Below are 13,815 nucleotides of genomic sequence, written 5' to 3' on the forward strand. Positions count from 1 at the left end.
AATATAAAAAATATTTAAAAGTTTATTACGGGCCTCTCATAAACTTATTTATCAGGTCTTCAATACTAAAAGTACCTGCAAATGTTTTTCTTATATACCTTTTAATTATATAAGTAATTAATAATAAAGATATTGCAACACCAGCAATAAATCCTATTACAAAAAATATAATATTATATAATAAAGACATACTACTTCATTAAATTATCATATTTATTTTCATTAACTTCTTTAATTACCTCTTTTGGATTCTTTCCATCAACAGTAAATCCTAATGATAAAGCAGTTCCTAGTACCAATTTTGCTGCAGATTTTAGATCTATAGTATTTAAGTCTTTCATTTTTAATTTGGCTACATTTATTACTTGTTCTAATGTTATATTCCCTGTTATCTCTGTACCAGTAACTCTCTTTGCTACTTCAACCTTTGCTTCTTTTTTTAATAATGATGATGTTGGTGGTAGACCGACTTCAATTTCATATTTTCTTGTTTCAGTATCTACAATTATCTTTACTGGTACTTGTAGTCCTTTAAATTCTTTAGTAGCTTCATTTACTTTATTTATAATCTCTCCGACGTTTAATTTTAATTGACTTAGTTTTGGTCCTATATTTGGTCCTGGTTTAGCATTTCCGCCTTCAATCAATAGTTCAATCGTTTCTTTTCCCATTCAATTAGAATTTAAAAATATATTTTAAAAATTTAGTATTATGGATATTATTAATAATATTATGGAAATGAAAGAAATTTATGAAACTGCTACTAAACCCAGGTGGGAGGACATAAAAAAATTAACATATGTTACTTTGCTGTTCTTCTTCTTGGTTGCTTTAATATCCTTGGTTATATTTATAAGTCTACAGTATAGTATATTAGTATGCCAATTTACATTGTAAGTGTAACATCAGGAAAGGAAGAAGTAGTAGCGGATCTAATATCAAATGAGGCAAAAAAGAATAAATTGGAGATATATTCTATATTACAGATACCAGGAATAAAAGGTTATATATTCGTAGAGGCGTTAAACTCTCTAGAAATACAAAGAGTTTTAGTAGGGCTAAGATATGCTAGAAAAGTAATTCCACAAGAGATATCCATGGATGAATTAAATAAATATTTTGAGGAGGAAAAAGTAGAATTAAATCCAGGGGATATAGTAGAGATCTTAGCCGGTGCTTTTAAGGGCACGAGGGGGAAAATAATCAATATAGATGATAAGAAGGAGGAAGCATCTATAGAACTGATAGATGTACCAGTTCCATTACAATTAAGTATACCTTTAAATAATCTAAAGATAGTAGAAAAATCTAAATAACTTCTATACCCAATTCATTCTCTATCTTTTTCTGTTCTTCTGGTTTTTCTACTCCTGGTTTATTATCAGTTTTTATTCCTAATATAAATGATGGCATATTTTTCAGTTTTGTTATAGTTATAGATACTTTTACATAATTTTTCTTATCATCCTCAAAGGAAATACCTTGTATTAATTTTGCTCTAGGATCTAGTACAGATTTTATTGTATCTAGTATTTTGTTTATATCTGCTGGAGTTACATCTGGAGAACATACAACTCTTACCAAAGCAGCTTTGGCTCCGGTTGCATCCACATCAATTAATGGATTGTTTAATGCTCTTTGTACGGCTTCTGTTGCTTTGTTTTCAGAATTCGACTCTCCTATTCCAAATATTCCATATCCAGCATTTGATACTATAGATCTAAAATCTGCAAAATCAACGTTTATATATCCAGGTTTTGTTAATAATTCTGTTAAGTCTCTTAATGCATTAGATAATAATGAGTCTGCAACTTTAAAAGCTTGCATTAATGGTATATTTGGATATAGTTGTTGCAATTTATCATTTGGTATTATTACTAGTAGATCTACATTCTTCTCTAATCTTTCCAATGAATATAATGCATTATCCCATATATTAGAACCTTCTGCAGAAAATGGCCATGTACATATTGCAATTACTATCGATCCTAGTTTTTTAGCAACTTCTGCTACTACAGGTGCTACTCCACCTCCAGAACCTCCGCCCAGTCCGCATGTTAAAAATATTACATCTGAACCTTCAATTGCTTTCTTTATCTCTTGTTCAGATTCTTTTGCTGCTTCTTCCCCGATTTTTGGATCTTTTCCAGCCCCCAATCCTTTCGTAAGTTGTTTTCCAACTAATATCTTTTTATGTGCTCTTGTAATTAGTAAATGTCTTACATCTGTATTTATTGCAATTAATTCTGGCCCTTCAATATTCATGTTATATAGTGTAGATATTGTATTGCTTCCTCCTCCACCGCATCCTATTACTTTTATCCTTTTTGTAGCTTGAGCAAGATATTCTTCTAGTTCTTTATCAAAAATCTCTGTACTATTATCAACCATTTAATTTTTTTGGTAATAAAGTTAATAAATTTATTCTTTTTCGATTATCTATTTTGAATATTTATGGCCTATGAATTATAAAATATTTATGTTTCATATATAAATTTTTTTATAAAATCTCTTTTATGACTAAATGGGTTGAAATATTATATTCTATATATGATGAAAATGGAAATCTATTGGAAAGTACTCAGGAGGAAGTAATTATCCCATTAGGTTATAATATATTGCATAAAGAAATAGAGGATAAATTAGCATCTTCAGAATATGGAAAAGAATATAATTTTTTATTAAAAAAACCGTTTGGGAGTAGAGATTCAAATCTAGTAAAAATAATTCCAGTCTCCGAATTTTACAATAGGAATATAAATCCAGTTATTAATTTAGTAGTAAATGTAGATGGTTCCATTGGTATTGTTAGGTCTGTAAATAGTGGTAGAGTGCTAGTAGACTTTAATCATCCTTATGCTGGTAAAGATTTATTATATGTTATAAAATTGAATAGAGAAGTTACTGATTTAAAAGAAAAGATTTCTGGATTATTGGCTATTATATACAATGTAACTAGAAAAAATATAGAAGTAAATATAGATGATAATAATAAAAAGATATCTATAAATATAAAAGATCTCGACTTAAATAAAGAACAGAAAGAAATTATTAAAAAGTTTATATCAGAAATAAAAGACTATAATATAGAATAGGGCTCGTAGCTTAGTTGGTAAAGCGTCGGGCTCTTAACCCGAAGATCGGGGGTTCGAATCCCCCCGGGCCCAGAACTTTCTAAATAAGTATAGTAGTTTTTTACATAATGTTTATATATTACTAAAATATATATCTATATTATGAGATCTATATCACCTATTATAGCTACTATATTAATTATTGTTATTACTGTAGCTATTGCAGGATTAACTTATGCATTCTTATCCGGATTATTTTCTGGATTAACTTCTTCTACTAGTAATCAGGTAAGTAGACAATCACAATATATATCTTTCTCTATTACTAATTCTTATTGTTCAAATAATATATTATATATATCTATATATAATAATGGTAATATACCAATAATAATAAATAATAATACTGTACTAACTATTAATAATGGAAATAATAATATTGTTAGTATAAATGGTAATAATATTATATGTAATAATAACAATACTATATTACAAGGTAGTACAGATACATGTTATATAAATAATTCTTTATGTATATATAATCCTTCAAATAATAATAATCCACAAATTACCTTAGATTATCAAGGAGTGGGAAATAATAATAATCTAGGTAATGGATATCTTGTAGGATACTTTACTAACCCTTTACCTATAATAATATACAATACTCAAAATATAAGTACTCCAACACCTTTCCAACAAGATATTGCTATATGTAATGGTAATCCTAATGTAGGTAATAATTTTGCTTATGTAGATAATGTTACTTTATATAATGAAATAAATTCTAATGGATCCAATATATTATTTTATTCTAATAACGGATTATTATATTCATGGTATGAAGGTCAAGAAAATATAAGTACTGCTTCTTGTGATGTCTGGTGGGCAAATTTACCAAATGGAATTCCTGCAAATAATAATATAACTATTTATATGGAAATAAATAATAATACAAATTATTATTCTCAATATTACCCTTACACAGGTATTTCTGCATATTGGTATTGTTATTCGGAAGGATATACAAATATGAGTACATGTCCAAACTATGGATTATATGATAATGGACAATATGTATTTAATTTTTATGACAATTTTGCAGGAACGAGCTTAAACGTAAATAAATGGATAGATGGTAACAGTATTCCATCAGGTGCTTCGGGTTATATTTCAGTAGATAATGGAATAACACTTGAATATTCAGGTTCTACATCAGGCGCAGGTGGGATTTGGATTTATACAAAATCAACCTATACGCAATCAAATCCTTTTATATGGGAAACTCTTGAGAATATGTATGGTTCTAATAGTAGCGATATAAGATTAAGGCAGTATATTCGGTTAAGTAGTGCAAATACCTCCTCAGATATAGCAGATAAGGAGGCATATTCTTGGCTTCATTTAGCTGGTGGTATTGATTATGGATATTTCTCTAATTCAAATTATGTGAACCAGGCACCTGTAAATTTTCAAACTTCAACCACAAATTTAGGTTTTGAATCATTTGTGGTTCCTGCTGCTAGTTCTTTATATGATTATACATTTATAGATGAACAGATTCTAAACAGCTCAGGATTTTATTGGTATCAGCTTTCTCCATCTGGAGTAGTATTAAATTCAAATTCATATACTGGTAGCAATAACAATACTTTTGTTCTGCTTATACAAGCTTCTCAAGACCCCTACACGGGAACAACACAAGTTAATATAGGCTGGACTCTTGTCCGTGCATATCCACCAAATGGAGTTATGCCTGAAATTTTTATACAATAATTTTTGATAAAATATAAAAGATTATATGTTGAAAAAATTTTATGTATAATTATTTATTAAGAATAAAGTATAATGGAGAGAATTATCATGGTATTGCATATCAAAAAGAGTTTAGAACAATATCTGGAGAAATAATAAAAAATCTTAAAATAAATGAATTTAAGTTATCTATATTATCAAGGACAGATAAGGGTGTAAGTGCAGAAGAGAATTATATATCAATATCTACTAATACTGAAATAAAATCTTTTAATATAAATTTAGATAATATAAAAATATTAAATGCATATAAATTGACAGATTTCATAAATATTAGAAAATTTTCTTTGGGAAAATTATATCAATATAATTTACCAAAAGGATTGTTTAACAAGATATATAAACCAAAGTATTTAACTAACTTAGAAAAGATATCAATTGATTCTAATCAAAATGATTTTGATATAAATAAATATATGGAAGGATCAAAATATTTTATAGGTAATAAAGATTTTCATAATTTTGCAAAAGGAAAAATAGAAAATCCATATTGTATTATATATAAATTTAATATAGAAGATTCGGATAATTATTATATAAATTATGTGGAAGGAAATAGATTTTTGTATGAAATGATAAGGAGAATAATTACATTTTTAATATCTGTGGGTTATAATTTATTTCCTTTAGAATTAATTGATAAAGTATTTACGTATAATCTAGATCCAAAACCATTTCCTGCAGATCCAAAATTCTTAATATTAAAAAAAGTATATCTAAACTGGAGAGAATTATATAAATATATAGAGGATATAATAATATAGATATTTTAATTTTTTCATAATATTATATCTATGATATTAGTTATATCTTTTGTTCCATCAGGAAAAGGTAAAGAAATTTCTAGAAAAATATTAGAAAAAAGATTGGCATTAAATATATCTATAAAGAGCGTAAGTACGATAAAAATTGAGGAAGAAAATATTAAGGAAGAAGAACAAGATCTATTAATAATAAGTACAAGAAAAGAATTATTTGATATATTAAAAGATTTTATGAAAAGTATGAATATATGTAAAGTACCAGAAATAATTGAAATAAAAGTAGATGATGTTAATAAAGAATATCTAGATATTCTAGAGCTTGAAACTTCTATTAAAAAAGTTAAAAATGCTTGAAGATCTAAAAAAAGCAGCAAGTATAGCGAAGAAGATTAGAAATGATGCAGAAAAATTATTAAAACCCGGAGAAAGTTTATATAATATAGCAGAAACTATAGAAACAAAAATAATAGATTTGGGAGGTTTTCCTGGTTTTCCTGTCAATATATCAATAAATAATATAGCAGCACATTATACCCCAAAAGTTAATGATGATAAGAAGATAAAAGATGGAGATGTAGTAAAATTTGATTATGGTGTGCATGTGAATGGATATATAATCGATACGGCTTTTACTGTAGAGATAAATGATAATAAATATAAAGATTTAATAGATGCTAGTAAAGAAGCTTTGGATAATGTACGAAAAATAATAAAAAAGGATCTAGAAGTATCTAAAATTGGAGAGATAATAGATAATACAATAAAATCTAAAGGATTTAAACCGATATATAATTTGTCAGGCCATAGAATTGAAAGATACATTTTACACGCAGGAGTCTCGATACCTAATTATAATAATAATTCTAAAATAAGATTAAGTGAAGGAACATATGCTGTAGAGCCTTTTGCTACAAATGGGGCAGGATTTGCAGAGGATTACACATTATCTGGAATATACTCTATAATATCTGATAAACCCATAAGAGATCCAAATATTAGAAGATTTTTTATGGAACTATATAAAGATTATAATACTATTCCTTTTGCTTATAGATGGTTATATAATAAATATAATGGGAAAATTAATCTAAATATAGCTATAGAATATTTAAAGAAGAATGGAAATCTTTATGAGTACCCAGTTCTAATAGAACAGGGAGATGGGATCGTAACTCAATTTGAAACAACATTTTATATAAATAATGAAATTTTTGATATGATGAGTTAAAATTATAGGGACATGAATTTAAGATCATGTTAAATTTCTTTCATTTTTTGTTATAACCAAAAGATTTTTATATATCCTCGAAGATTATAATTATATGGCAAAGAGAACAACACCAATTCCAGTAGCACCATTGTATAGAGTTCTAAGAAAGTCAGGAGCATCCAGAATAGGTCAAGATGCAAAGTTGGCCATGGTAGAAGCAGTACTACAGGTAGCTGAAGGTATAGCAGAAAGGGCAGTAGAACTATCAAAACACGCAGGAAGGAAGACAATACACGAAGATGATATAAGATTGGCAATAAGAGAATTAAGAGGAATGTAAAAAAGGCATTTTAATCAATTTATTTAATTTTTAATGATTTTATATCTTTTTCATTAAATTTTAAAAATTATTATATATATATTTATAATGGTGTTTGTTGAGAGGAAACCTATTGACTTTAAAAAAGAGAGACCAACATTGCTAGAAATGAAAGGAATATCCGCAAAGACTGTAGAAGAGCATTTGAAGATATATGAAGGTTATGTGAAGAAATTTAATGAGATTAGTCAGAAATTAGAGTCTTTGACAGAAGAGGATTATAGCTCTGCAAACGTAACATACTCTACATTGAGAGAATTAAAAGTGGAATGGACAAGAGCATTTGGTGGTATGATAAATCATGAGATATACTTTGGTCATCTAGGTGGAAATGGTGGAAAACCAGGATCAGAATTAGGTTCACAGATAGATAAAGATTTTGGATCATTCGAAAAATTAGTAAAAGAAATAAAATCTACAGCGATGGCAGCGAGGGGATGGGCTTGGTTATTATGGTCTGAAGATTTGAATAGATTGGTAGTAAGTATATCTGATGAACAAAATACATTTGTAGTACAAAATTCAAAATTATTATTAGGATTAGATGTATTTGAACATGCATATTACTTAGATTACGGATCTAATAGAAAAGGATATGTAGATATATTTTTCGATAATGTAGACTGGCCGGTTGTTGAAAGGAAATTTAGCAAGCTAAGATTATAATTTTTTATGAAAAATATTTTTTCTTCTAAGAACACTATTATAAATAAAGAAGATGAAGGTAAGTATATAATCTATATAAAAAGTTTTGATTGTACTGGAGATGAAGAATCAGAAAGTAAAAAAGATCTTTATAGTGGTTTAGAAAGATTATTAAATGGCATAAGAGAAGAAAATTTTTCAATTAGAGTTAATAAATTCGAAAATGAAAGATACTCTCCTTTATTAGATATATTTATAGAAAGAAAAGGGGGTAATTATTCTATAAATCTAATATCCTCCAAAATATTTAAAAAGCCATTAAGTTATATATCCTTCGAGCCGGAAATATTAAAAAATATATATGGGAATATATATAAGTCTATTTGTGAAAATCCTTATTAAATTCTTCTATATATAATCTTTATGAAAAAGAAAAAACATTCTTTAGATTATTCTTTATGTGAACCTTTTAAATCATTTTATGGTCGTGATCTTGATCAAATTTTAAAGGATTCTAAATACTATGGTGAGGCAAATGTAATAGACTTAGATAGGGAAAATTTAATAATTTGTAATAATTATATGCAATGCTATAAATTAGATCATAATGGAGAAATGGAAGAATATGGAGTTAGTGGGCGGTATGATATCAGAGTAAATATAGATTCTTTATTTAAATACGAGGATACTTTTATTGTAGTAGAGAAAAAATCATATTCTATATTAAAGAACTATAATAAATTCTATTTATCTAATATACAATTATTAAGAGAGTTATTATCTATAGCTTTATTTACATCCATGAATGTTAAAGGTGTTTTACATCTAGAAGATGGAGCCAATGGGATCTTTTCTTTATCTTTTCTATATTTTGATCATAAAATATATAATATAAGTCTAAATCCTGATATTAATTCTTCATATATAAAAATTAAAGATGAAGAAGCCATAACATTGTTTGGTAAAATCCTAAAGAATACTAGGAGAAATTTAGAAAATGGTGTATTAATAAAATATTTAGACGAAAAGATAGTATTTAATAATTATTCATATTTAAAAAATAGTATTATATGATATACTATTTTTTCTTATAATATTCGTATACCTTTCCAACTAGATTTTCTCCAGGTTTTAGTACTATATTATTATCTTTTCCCCATTTTGCTGGGCATACCTCTCCTGGATGCGATCTTACATATTTAAATGCTCTTATTTTCCTTAATAATTCATCAGCATCTCTACCTACATCATTTGAATTTACTTCTATACCTACAATTTTTCCATCAGGATCTATAATTATTGTAGCTCTATATGATACTCCAGATGAGTATTCATAAACATTTAACATCTTAGCAATATTACCATTATGATCTTCACCCATTGGATATTTTATGTTCTCTAATAATTTTTCTGTTGCATGCCACGCTAAGTGTGTATATACTGTATCTGTGGACATTGATATAACCTCTGCATTTTCTTTCTTTATTTCTTCATATTTATTGGCTAAATCTTCTAGTTCTGTCGGGCAAACGAATGTAAAGTCTGCCGGATAGTAAAATAAAACTAAAAATTTTCCTTTGTTAAGTATTTCTTTGTATATATCTATGTTTTTAAACTTTTTATCTACTGGATCATATACATTTATTTTTAGCTCTGGTATTTTATCTCCTATCCCTATTATTTTTATTTGTTGTTCAAAATTCGCTTCCATTTTAAATATATATAATTAAATTTAATAAATATAATTTTGGTACGGAGTTCGTTCTATTTATTATAAAATTAGTATACTTTTTCTATATTTATAGCAGGCCAAATCTCTTTTATATCTTCAATCTTTTTTATCTCTTTTATATAATTTTCTAGTTCTTTTTTATCTCTGTAAATATATTCTATAATTATATCATGATCTCCGTAAGTTAGATATATACCTTTTATATTATCATCCTTTGGTATCTCATCTATAATATTTATTATCTTATTTTTTTCTACATTTAATCCAATCCAAGAAACATTATATCCTAGTATACTGTAGTCTAGAATTACACAAAAACCTTTTATTATATTATTTTTTTTTAATTTATTTATTCTCTTCCTTATAGCACCTTCAGATAATCCTATTCTTCTGGAAATTTCCATATTTGAAATTCTTGAATTTTTTTCTAATAATTTTAATATTTTTATATCTATATCATCAATTTTTTGTTTTTTCATAATAAGAAATATATTAGAAATTTTTTAAAAATTTACAATTTTCGAACTATAAATTTAAAAAATAGTTCTATATTATATAGTTATGGATAAGGTAAAAGATTTTGAGGCTGACACAACAAAAGGTAAAATGAAATTATCAGATATATTAAAGCAAAGAGATTTTGTGGTAGTATATTTCTATCCAAAGGCCTTTACTTCTGGCTGTACACAAGAATTAAAAAGATTTGTAGAGTTATATGAAGAATTTAAGAAATTAAATACAGAAATATTGGGAGTAAGTAATGACAGTCTTGATACTCAGAAAAAATTTGCAGAAAAATATGGGGCGGAATTTCCATTAGTAGCAGATAAAGAATTAAAAATAATAAATACGCTAGGTGCAAAGAGTGAGAGGGGCCAGGGTGCTTCAAGGATAACATATATAGTAAATAAAAATATGGAAATAATAGAGACATTAAAATCTTTACCAAATGCAAAGGAACATGCAGATAAGTCTCTAGAAATTATAAAAAGCCACAAAAAGTAGTTTTTTATTATGATTAGTATTTTAGGATATGATCTTTATGCAGGATATATTATAAGAGACAAGAAAATATTAGGATATTCATTAAATTATAATCAAGATTCTTTAATTAAGACATTAAAGAATATAGCAAGATACCATAATTTAGATGGAGATATAATATTCGATGAAAATTTGGATAGATTTTTTCAAAATAAAATAAATGAGTATTTTAATGGTAAAAAGATTTTATTTGATCTAGAAATTTATAAAAATAATATTGTTTATACTAGATTATTGGACTTAAATAGAATGATTACATATAAAGATCTATCTACGCAATTAAATATAGATATTCATTCTCTAATTTATTCACTAAAAAATAATCCATTTATAATATTAATTCCATGTCATTTGGTTATTGGTAAAAAAGATATAGGAGATTACACGCCTCTAGGTAAGAAATTCAAGTTGGAACTATTAAAAAAGTTGAATTTAATTTGAACTTTTATATTGATTATATAAATAATATGAAAATATATTTATTATAGGGATTATAAAGTATACTGAAATAATTATAGATATAAATCTAATGATTAATTCTGGAAATAATAAAGATATTACAGATATAGAATATAGTATAAACTTTATTAAAAATATTTTAGTTGCATTATTGTAGTTTATTGTTTTTATTGAAGTATATATAGATTCTTTAATGTACTTATTTTCAAATATATATAATTGAGATGATATAAAGAATTTATTAGTATAAATATATGATAATATAGATAGAATTATGAATGATACCATAAATACATCTATAATCAATTGTACTTTATATGTAAAAAAGAAAATTAGGCTAATAGACAATGATATAAGTGCAGAGAGGAGTATAAGACTAAACATAACTCCAGATATAATAAAATATATAATTATTACACCTTTATAATATTCTAGAGATTTTCTAATTGATTTTATTAGATTTTTATATTCCATAAATATATATAATGATATTTTTGATAGAGGATAAAAAAGTAGATTAATAATTAACAAAAATATCAAATAGAAATAACTAGAATTATAGAATATAGATAGAATTATATTTGGTATTATTAAGAATAAATATATTATATAAATATATAATACATTATTTTTGTAAAAAATTATACTATCCTTAAATGCCTTTGATATATTAAATTTCGATTGAATCACCAGGTTTTAAAATGATTAGTTCAGAATTTATTTTATCTTTTAGTCTTTCTGGATCTGCTTTTATAGGATCAAATGTATTATAGTGCATTGGTATTATCTTCTTTGGCTTTAGATACTCAGAAGCTATTATAGCCTGTTCTATGTCCATTGTATAAAAGCCACCAACTGGCAATAATGCAAGATCTATATTTTTTAATATCTTATTTATTATTTTCATATCCTCAAAGACCATTGTATCGCCGGCATGATATATCACTCTATCATCTATTATAATACCAAAAGATCCTGGATTGCCTAGATATAGAATATTATCCTGGTCATCAATTATACTAGAAGAGTGTACTGCAGGGAAATAATATATATCTATACCTGAATATTTATATCTTCCACCAAAGTTCATACCTATTGTCTTTACACCAAATTTTTCTATATATTTTGATATTTCATAATTAGATATAATAGTGGAGTCATTTTTCTCTGATAATTCTACTGCATCTCCTAAATGATCTGCATGACCATGTGTTATTAATATAATATCTATATCCTCTAAATCCTCTTTATTATATCTTGCCCTTGGATTTTTATATATATAAGGATCTATTAATATATTGGCATTACTACCTTTTAATAAAAAAGCTGCATGTCCTATCCATTTTATATAAACCATGATATAATTTTATATTTAAAATTTTAATATATTTTAAAGATGATAAATATAATATCATTTATAATATTAATAATTATATGTATAGAGTTATTAATATCATTTTATACGCTAATATTTCTATTTAATTATCATCAAGATAATATAGATACTAATATAAAAGATTATCCTACGGTTTCTATAATTGTACCAGCATATAATGAAGAAAAAAATATAAAAAATACATTGGATAGACTAATAAATCTAGATTATCCAAAAGATAAATTAAATATAATAGTAGTAGATGATGGATCAATTGATAATACATATAATATAGCAAAAGAATACGAAAAATATCACATTGTAAAGGTATATAGAAAAGAAAATAGTGGAAAATCTTCTGCAATAAACTTTGGAATAAAAAATTCAAATAGTGAATATATAGTGGTTTTAGATGCAGATTCCATACCTGGGAAAGATTCACTAAAGAAAATGATAAAATATTTTTATTTTTATGATGTAGATATAGTCATACCATCTGTACAAGTAAATAAAACAGATAATATAATTCAAAAATATCAATATATAGATTATGTAGTATATAATTTTTCTAGAATATCTTTAGATTCTATGGAATCTTTATTTATTGCTCCAGGACCATTTTCTGTATTTAAAAAAGAAGTATTTGATAAAATAGGATTATTTGATGAAAAGAATATTACAGAAGATATGGAGATTGCTTTAAGGGCACAGAAAAATGGTTTTAAGATAAAATACTGTCCGGAAAGTATAATATATACAGAGCCACCAGATACATTTATCAAATTATTAAGACAAAGATCTAGATGGTACCTTGGTTTTATAGAGAATTTTAATAAATATAGAGATATAGAAAATGAATATCTAAGAGAAATTGGTTTTGGTATATCAATTACATTACAATTCATAATACCAGTTGCATTTTTTATTATACTATACACATATTTATATCAATTATATAATTTTTTTATATACCTAAGTTTAATAAATTATAATATATTCTACATATTTCAAAATTACAGCTTCAATATTAATACATATATTTTTGAATTATTTTCCACTAATTTGATAATTTTATATTTATTTTCTTTATTATTATTGATTAATTTTCTATTATTTTTATCTTTTTATCACAAGATCGATAAATCTAGAAGCTTTAGGTCTTTAATATTTTATTCAATAATATACCTATTTTTATCATTGTATTTTAATGCAATATTTATTATTGTTTCTTTCTATTATAAATTGTTTGGTAGGAAATTAAAGTGGGGGGGCTTAGAATGGAACAATAGCTTAATAAATAGGTTAATTAATAGATAGA

At 25.4% G+C, this 13,815-nt stretch carries 22 protein-coding genes and 1 tRNA gene; 16 read left to right on the forward strand and 7 right to left on the reverse strand.

The window, feature by feature from the left end; genetic code table 11:
• Nucleotides 1–25: 25 nt before the first annotated feature.
• A complete protein-coding gene (locus MJ2HA_RS00660; RefSeq protein ID WP_258393347.1) occupies nt 26–190 on the reverse strand; it encodes a hypothetical protein in 165 nt (54 codons plus the stop codon).
• 1 nt (nt 191) lies between these two features.
• Entirely contained in the window at nt 192–671 is a 480-nt protein-coding gene (locus MJ2HA_RS00665; protein WP_258393348.1) for a 50S ribosomal protein L11, read from the reverse strand.
• A gap of 40 nt (nt 672–711) precedes the next feature.
• On the opposite strand from MJ2HA_RS00665, the gene MJ2HA_RS00670 reads away from it, so the two are divergent.
• Both MJ2HA_RS00670 and MJ2HA_RS00675 read left to right on the forward strand, forming a co-directional pair.
• On the forward strand, nt 712–897 hold the full coding sequence (locus MJ2HA_RS00670; protein ID WP_258393349.1) for a hypothetical protein: 186 nt from the start codon (nt 712–714) through the stop codon (nt 895–897).
• Nucleotides 879–1,316, forward strand: a complete 438-nt coding sequence (locus MJ2HA_RS00675) for a transcription elongation factor Spt5 (RefSeq protein ID WP_258393350.1) — start codon at nt 879–881, stop codon at nt 1,314–1,316. Before MJ2HA_RS00670 ends, MJ2HA_RS00675 begins: the two co-directional genes overlap by 19 nt.
• On the opposite strand, the gene ftsZ is transcribed toward MJ2HA_RS00675, so the two are convergent.
• A complete protein-coding gene (gene ftsZ / locus MJ2HA_RS00680; protein ID WP_258393351.1) occupies nt 1,309–2,391 on the reverse strand; it encodes a cell division protein FtsZ in 1,083 nt (360 codons plus the stop codon). The genes MJ2HA_RS00675 and ftsZ overlap by 8 nt on opposite strands.
• A gap of 125 nt (nt 2,392–2,516) precedes the next feature.
• On the opposite strand from ftsZ, the gene MJ2HA_RS00685 reads away from it, so the two are divergent.
• The 10 genes from MJ2HA_RS00685 (at nt 2,517) to MJ2HA_RS00730 (ending at nt 8,961) form a co-directional block, all read left to right on the forward strand.
• On the forward strand, nt 2,517–3,095 hold the full coding sequence (locus MJ2HA_RS00685; RefSeq protein WP_258393352.1) for an FKBP-type peptidyl-prolyl cis-trans isomerase: 579 nt from the start codon (nt 2,517–2,519) through the stop codon (nt 3,093–3,095).
• Nucleotides 3,095–3,167, forward strand: a tRNA-Lys gene (locus MJ2HA_RS00690). Before MJ2HA_RS00685 ends, MJ2HA_RS00690 begins: the two co-directional genes overlap by 1 nt.
• A gap of 69 nt (nt 3,168–3,236) precedes the next feature.
• Nucleotides 3,237–4,850, forward strand: coding sequence for an archaellin/type IV pilin N-terminal domain-containing protein (locus MJ2HA_RS00695; protein WP_258393353.1), 1,614 nt, complete (start codon nt 3,237–3,239; stop codon nt 4,848–4,850).
• A gap of 41 nt (nt 4,851–4,891) precedes the next feature.
• Nucleotides 4,892–5,653 (forward strand): tRNA pseudouridine synthase TruA family protein, encoded by a 762-nt coding sequence (locus MJ2HA_RS00700; protein WP_258393354.1) that lies wholly within the window; start codon nt 4,892–4,894, stop codon nt 5,651–5,653.
• A gap of 30 nt (nt 5,654–5,683) precedes the next feature.
• Complete coding sequence (gene cutA / locus MJ2HA_RS00705) at nt 5,684–6,007, forward strand: divalent cation tolerance protein CutA (protein WP_258393355.1); 324 nt, start codon at nt 5,684–5,686, stop codon at nt 6,005–6,007.
• On the forward strand, nt 6,000–6,881 hold the full coding sequence (gene map, locus MJ2HA_RS00710) for a type II methionyl aminopeptidase (RefSeq protein WP_258393356.1): 882 nt from the start codon (nt 6,000–6,002) through the stop codon (nt 6,879–6,881). The genes cutA and map overlap by 8 nt, the downstream gene beginning before the upstream one ends.
• Nucleotides 6,882–6,954: 73 nt before the next feature.
• On the forward strand, nt 6,955–7,203 hold the full coding sequence (locus MJ2HA_RS00715; RefSeq protein ID WP_258393580.1) for a histone family protein: 249 nt from the start codon (nt 6,955–6,957) through the stop codon (nt 7,201–7,203).
• 87 nt (nt 7,204–7,290) lie between these two features.
• Nucleotides 7,291–7,908, forward strand: a complete 618-nt coding sequence (locus MJ2HA_RS00720; RefSeq protein WP_258393357.1) for a superoxide dismutase — start codon at nt 7,291–7,293, stop codon at nt 7,906–7,908.
• Nucleotides 7,909–7,914: 6 nt separating this feature from the next.
• Complete coding sequence (locus tag MJ2HA_RS00725) at nt 7,915–8,289, forward strand: hypothetical protein (protein WP_258393358.1); 375 nt, start codon at nt 7,915–7,917, stop codon at nt 8,287–8,289.
• Between the two features lie 21 nt (nt 8,290–8,310).
• Nucleotides 8,311–8,961, forward strand: a complete 651-nt coding sequence (locus tag MJ2HA_RS00730) for a hypothetical protein (protein WP_258393359.1) — start codon at nt 8,311–8,313, stop codon at nt 8,959–8,961.
• Nucleotides 8,962–8,965: 4 nt separating this feature from the next.
• Here the strand turns inward: MJ2HA_RS00730 and MJ2HA_RS00735 are convergent, their stop codons facing one another.
• On the reverse strand, nt 8,966–9,598 hold the full coding sequence (locus MJ2HA_RS00735; protein WP_258393360.1) for a peroxiredoxin: 633 nt from the start codon (nt 9,596–9,598) through the stop codon (nt 8,966–8,968).
• Between the two features lie 68 nt (nt 9,599–9,666).
• Entirely contained in the window at nt 9,667–10,098 is a 432-nt protein-coding gene (locus MJ2HA_RS00740) for an Lrp/AsnC family transcriptional regulator (protein WP_258393361.1), read from the reverse strand.
• Nucleotides 10,099–10,180: 82 nt separating this feature from the next.
• Here MJ2HA_RS00740 and MJ2HA_RS00745 point away from each other — a divergent pair, with 82 nt between their 5' ends.
• Nucleotides 10,181–10,624 carry a peroxiredoxin gene (locus MJ2HA_RS00745; RefSeq protein ID WP_258393362.1) on the forward strand — a complete coding sequence of 148 codons (444 nt, stop codon included), beginning with the start codon at nt 10,181–10,183 and terminating at the stop codon, nt 10,622–10,624.
• A gap of 9 nt (nt 10,625–10,633) precedes the next feature.
• A complete protein-coding gene (locus tag MJ2HA_RS00750) occupies nt 10,634–11,104 on the forward strand; it encodes an MGMT family protein (protein ID WP_258393363.1) in 471 nt (156 codons plus the stop codon).
• Here MJ2HA_RS00750 and MJ2HA_RS00755 read toward each other — a convergent pair.
• Nucleotides 11,096–11,410, reverse strand: coding sequence for a hypothetical protein (locus tag MJ2HA_RS00755; RefSeq protein ID WP_258393364.1), 315 nt, complete (start codon nt 11,408–11,410; stop codon nt 11,096–11,098). The genes MJ2HA_RS00750 and MJ2HA_RS00755 overlap by 9 nt on opposite strands.
• Between MJ2HA_RS00755 and MJ2HA_RS00760 the strand changes: the two genes are divergently transcribed.
• Nucleotides 11,397–11,549 (forward strand): hypothetical protein, encoded by a 153-nt coding sequence (locus MJ2HA_RS00760; protein WP_258393365.1) that lies wholly within the window; start codon nt 11,397–11,399, stop codon nt 11,547–11,549. The two genes, MJ2HA_RS00755 and MJ2HA_RS00760, sit on opposite strands and share 14 nt — an antisense overlap.
• A gap of 243 nt (nt 11,550–11,792) precedes the next feature.
• On the opposite strand, the gene MJ2HA_RS00765 is transcribed toward MJ2HA_RS00760, so the two are convergent.
• Nucleotides 11,793–12,479 carry a metal-dependent hydrolase gene (locus MJ2HA_RS00765; protein WP_258393366.1) on the reverse strand — a complete coding sequence of 229 codons (687 nt, stop codon included), beginning with the start codon at nt 12,477–12,479 and terminating at the stop codon, nt 11,793–11,795.
• 39 nt (nt 12,480–12,518) lie between these two features.
• On the opposite strand from MJ2HA_RS00765, the gene MJ2HA_RS00770 reads away from it, so the two are divergent.
• Complete coding sequence (locus MJ2HA_RS00770) at nt 12,519–13,814, forward strand: glycosyltransferase family 2 protein (protein ID WP_258393367.1); 1,296 nt, start codon at nt 12,519–12,521, stop codon at nt 13,812–13,814.
• The last annotated feature ends 1 nt before the right edge of the window (nt 13,815 follow it).

This window comes from Nanobdella aerobiophila, assembly GCF_023169545.1.
GTDB classification, from domain to species: Archaea; Nanobdellota; Nanobdellia; order Nanobdellales; family Nanobdellaceae; genus Nanobdella; species Nanobdella aerobiophila.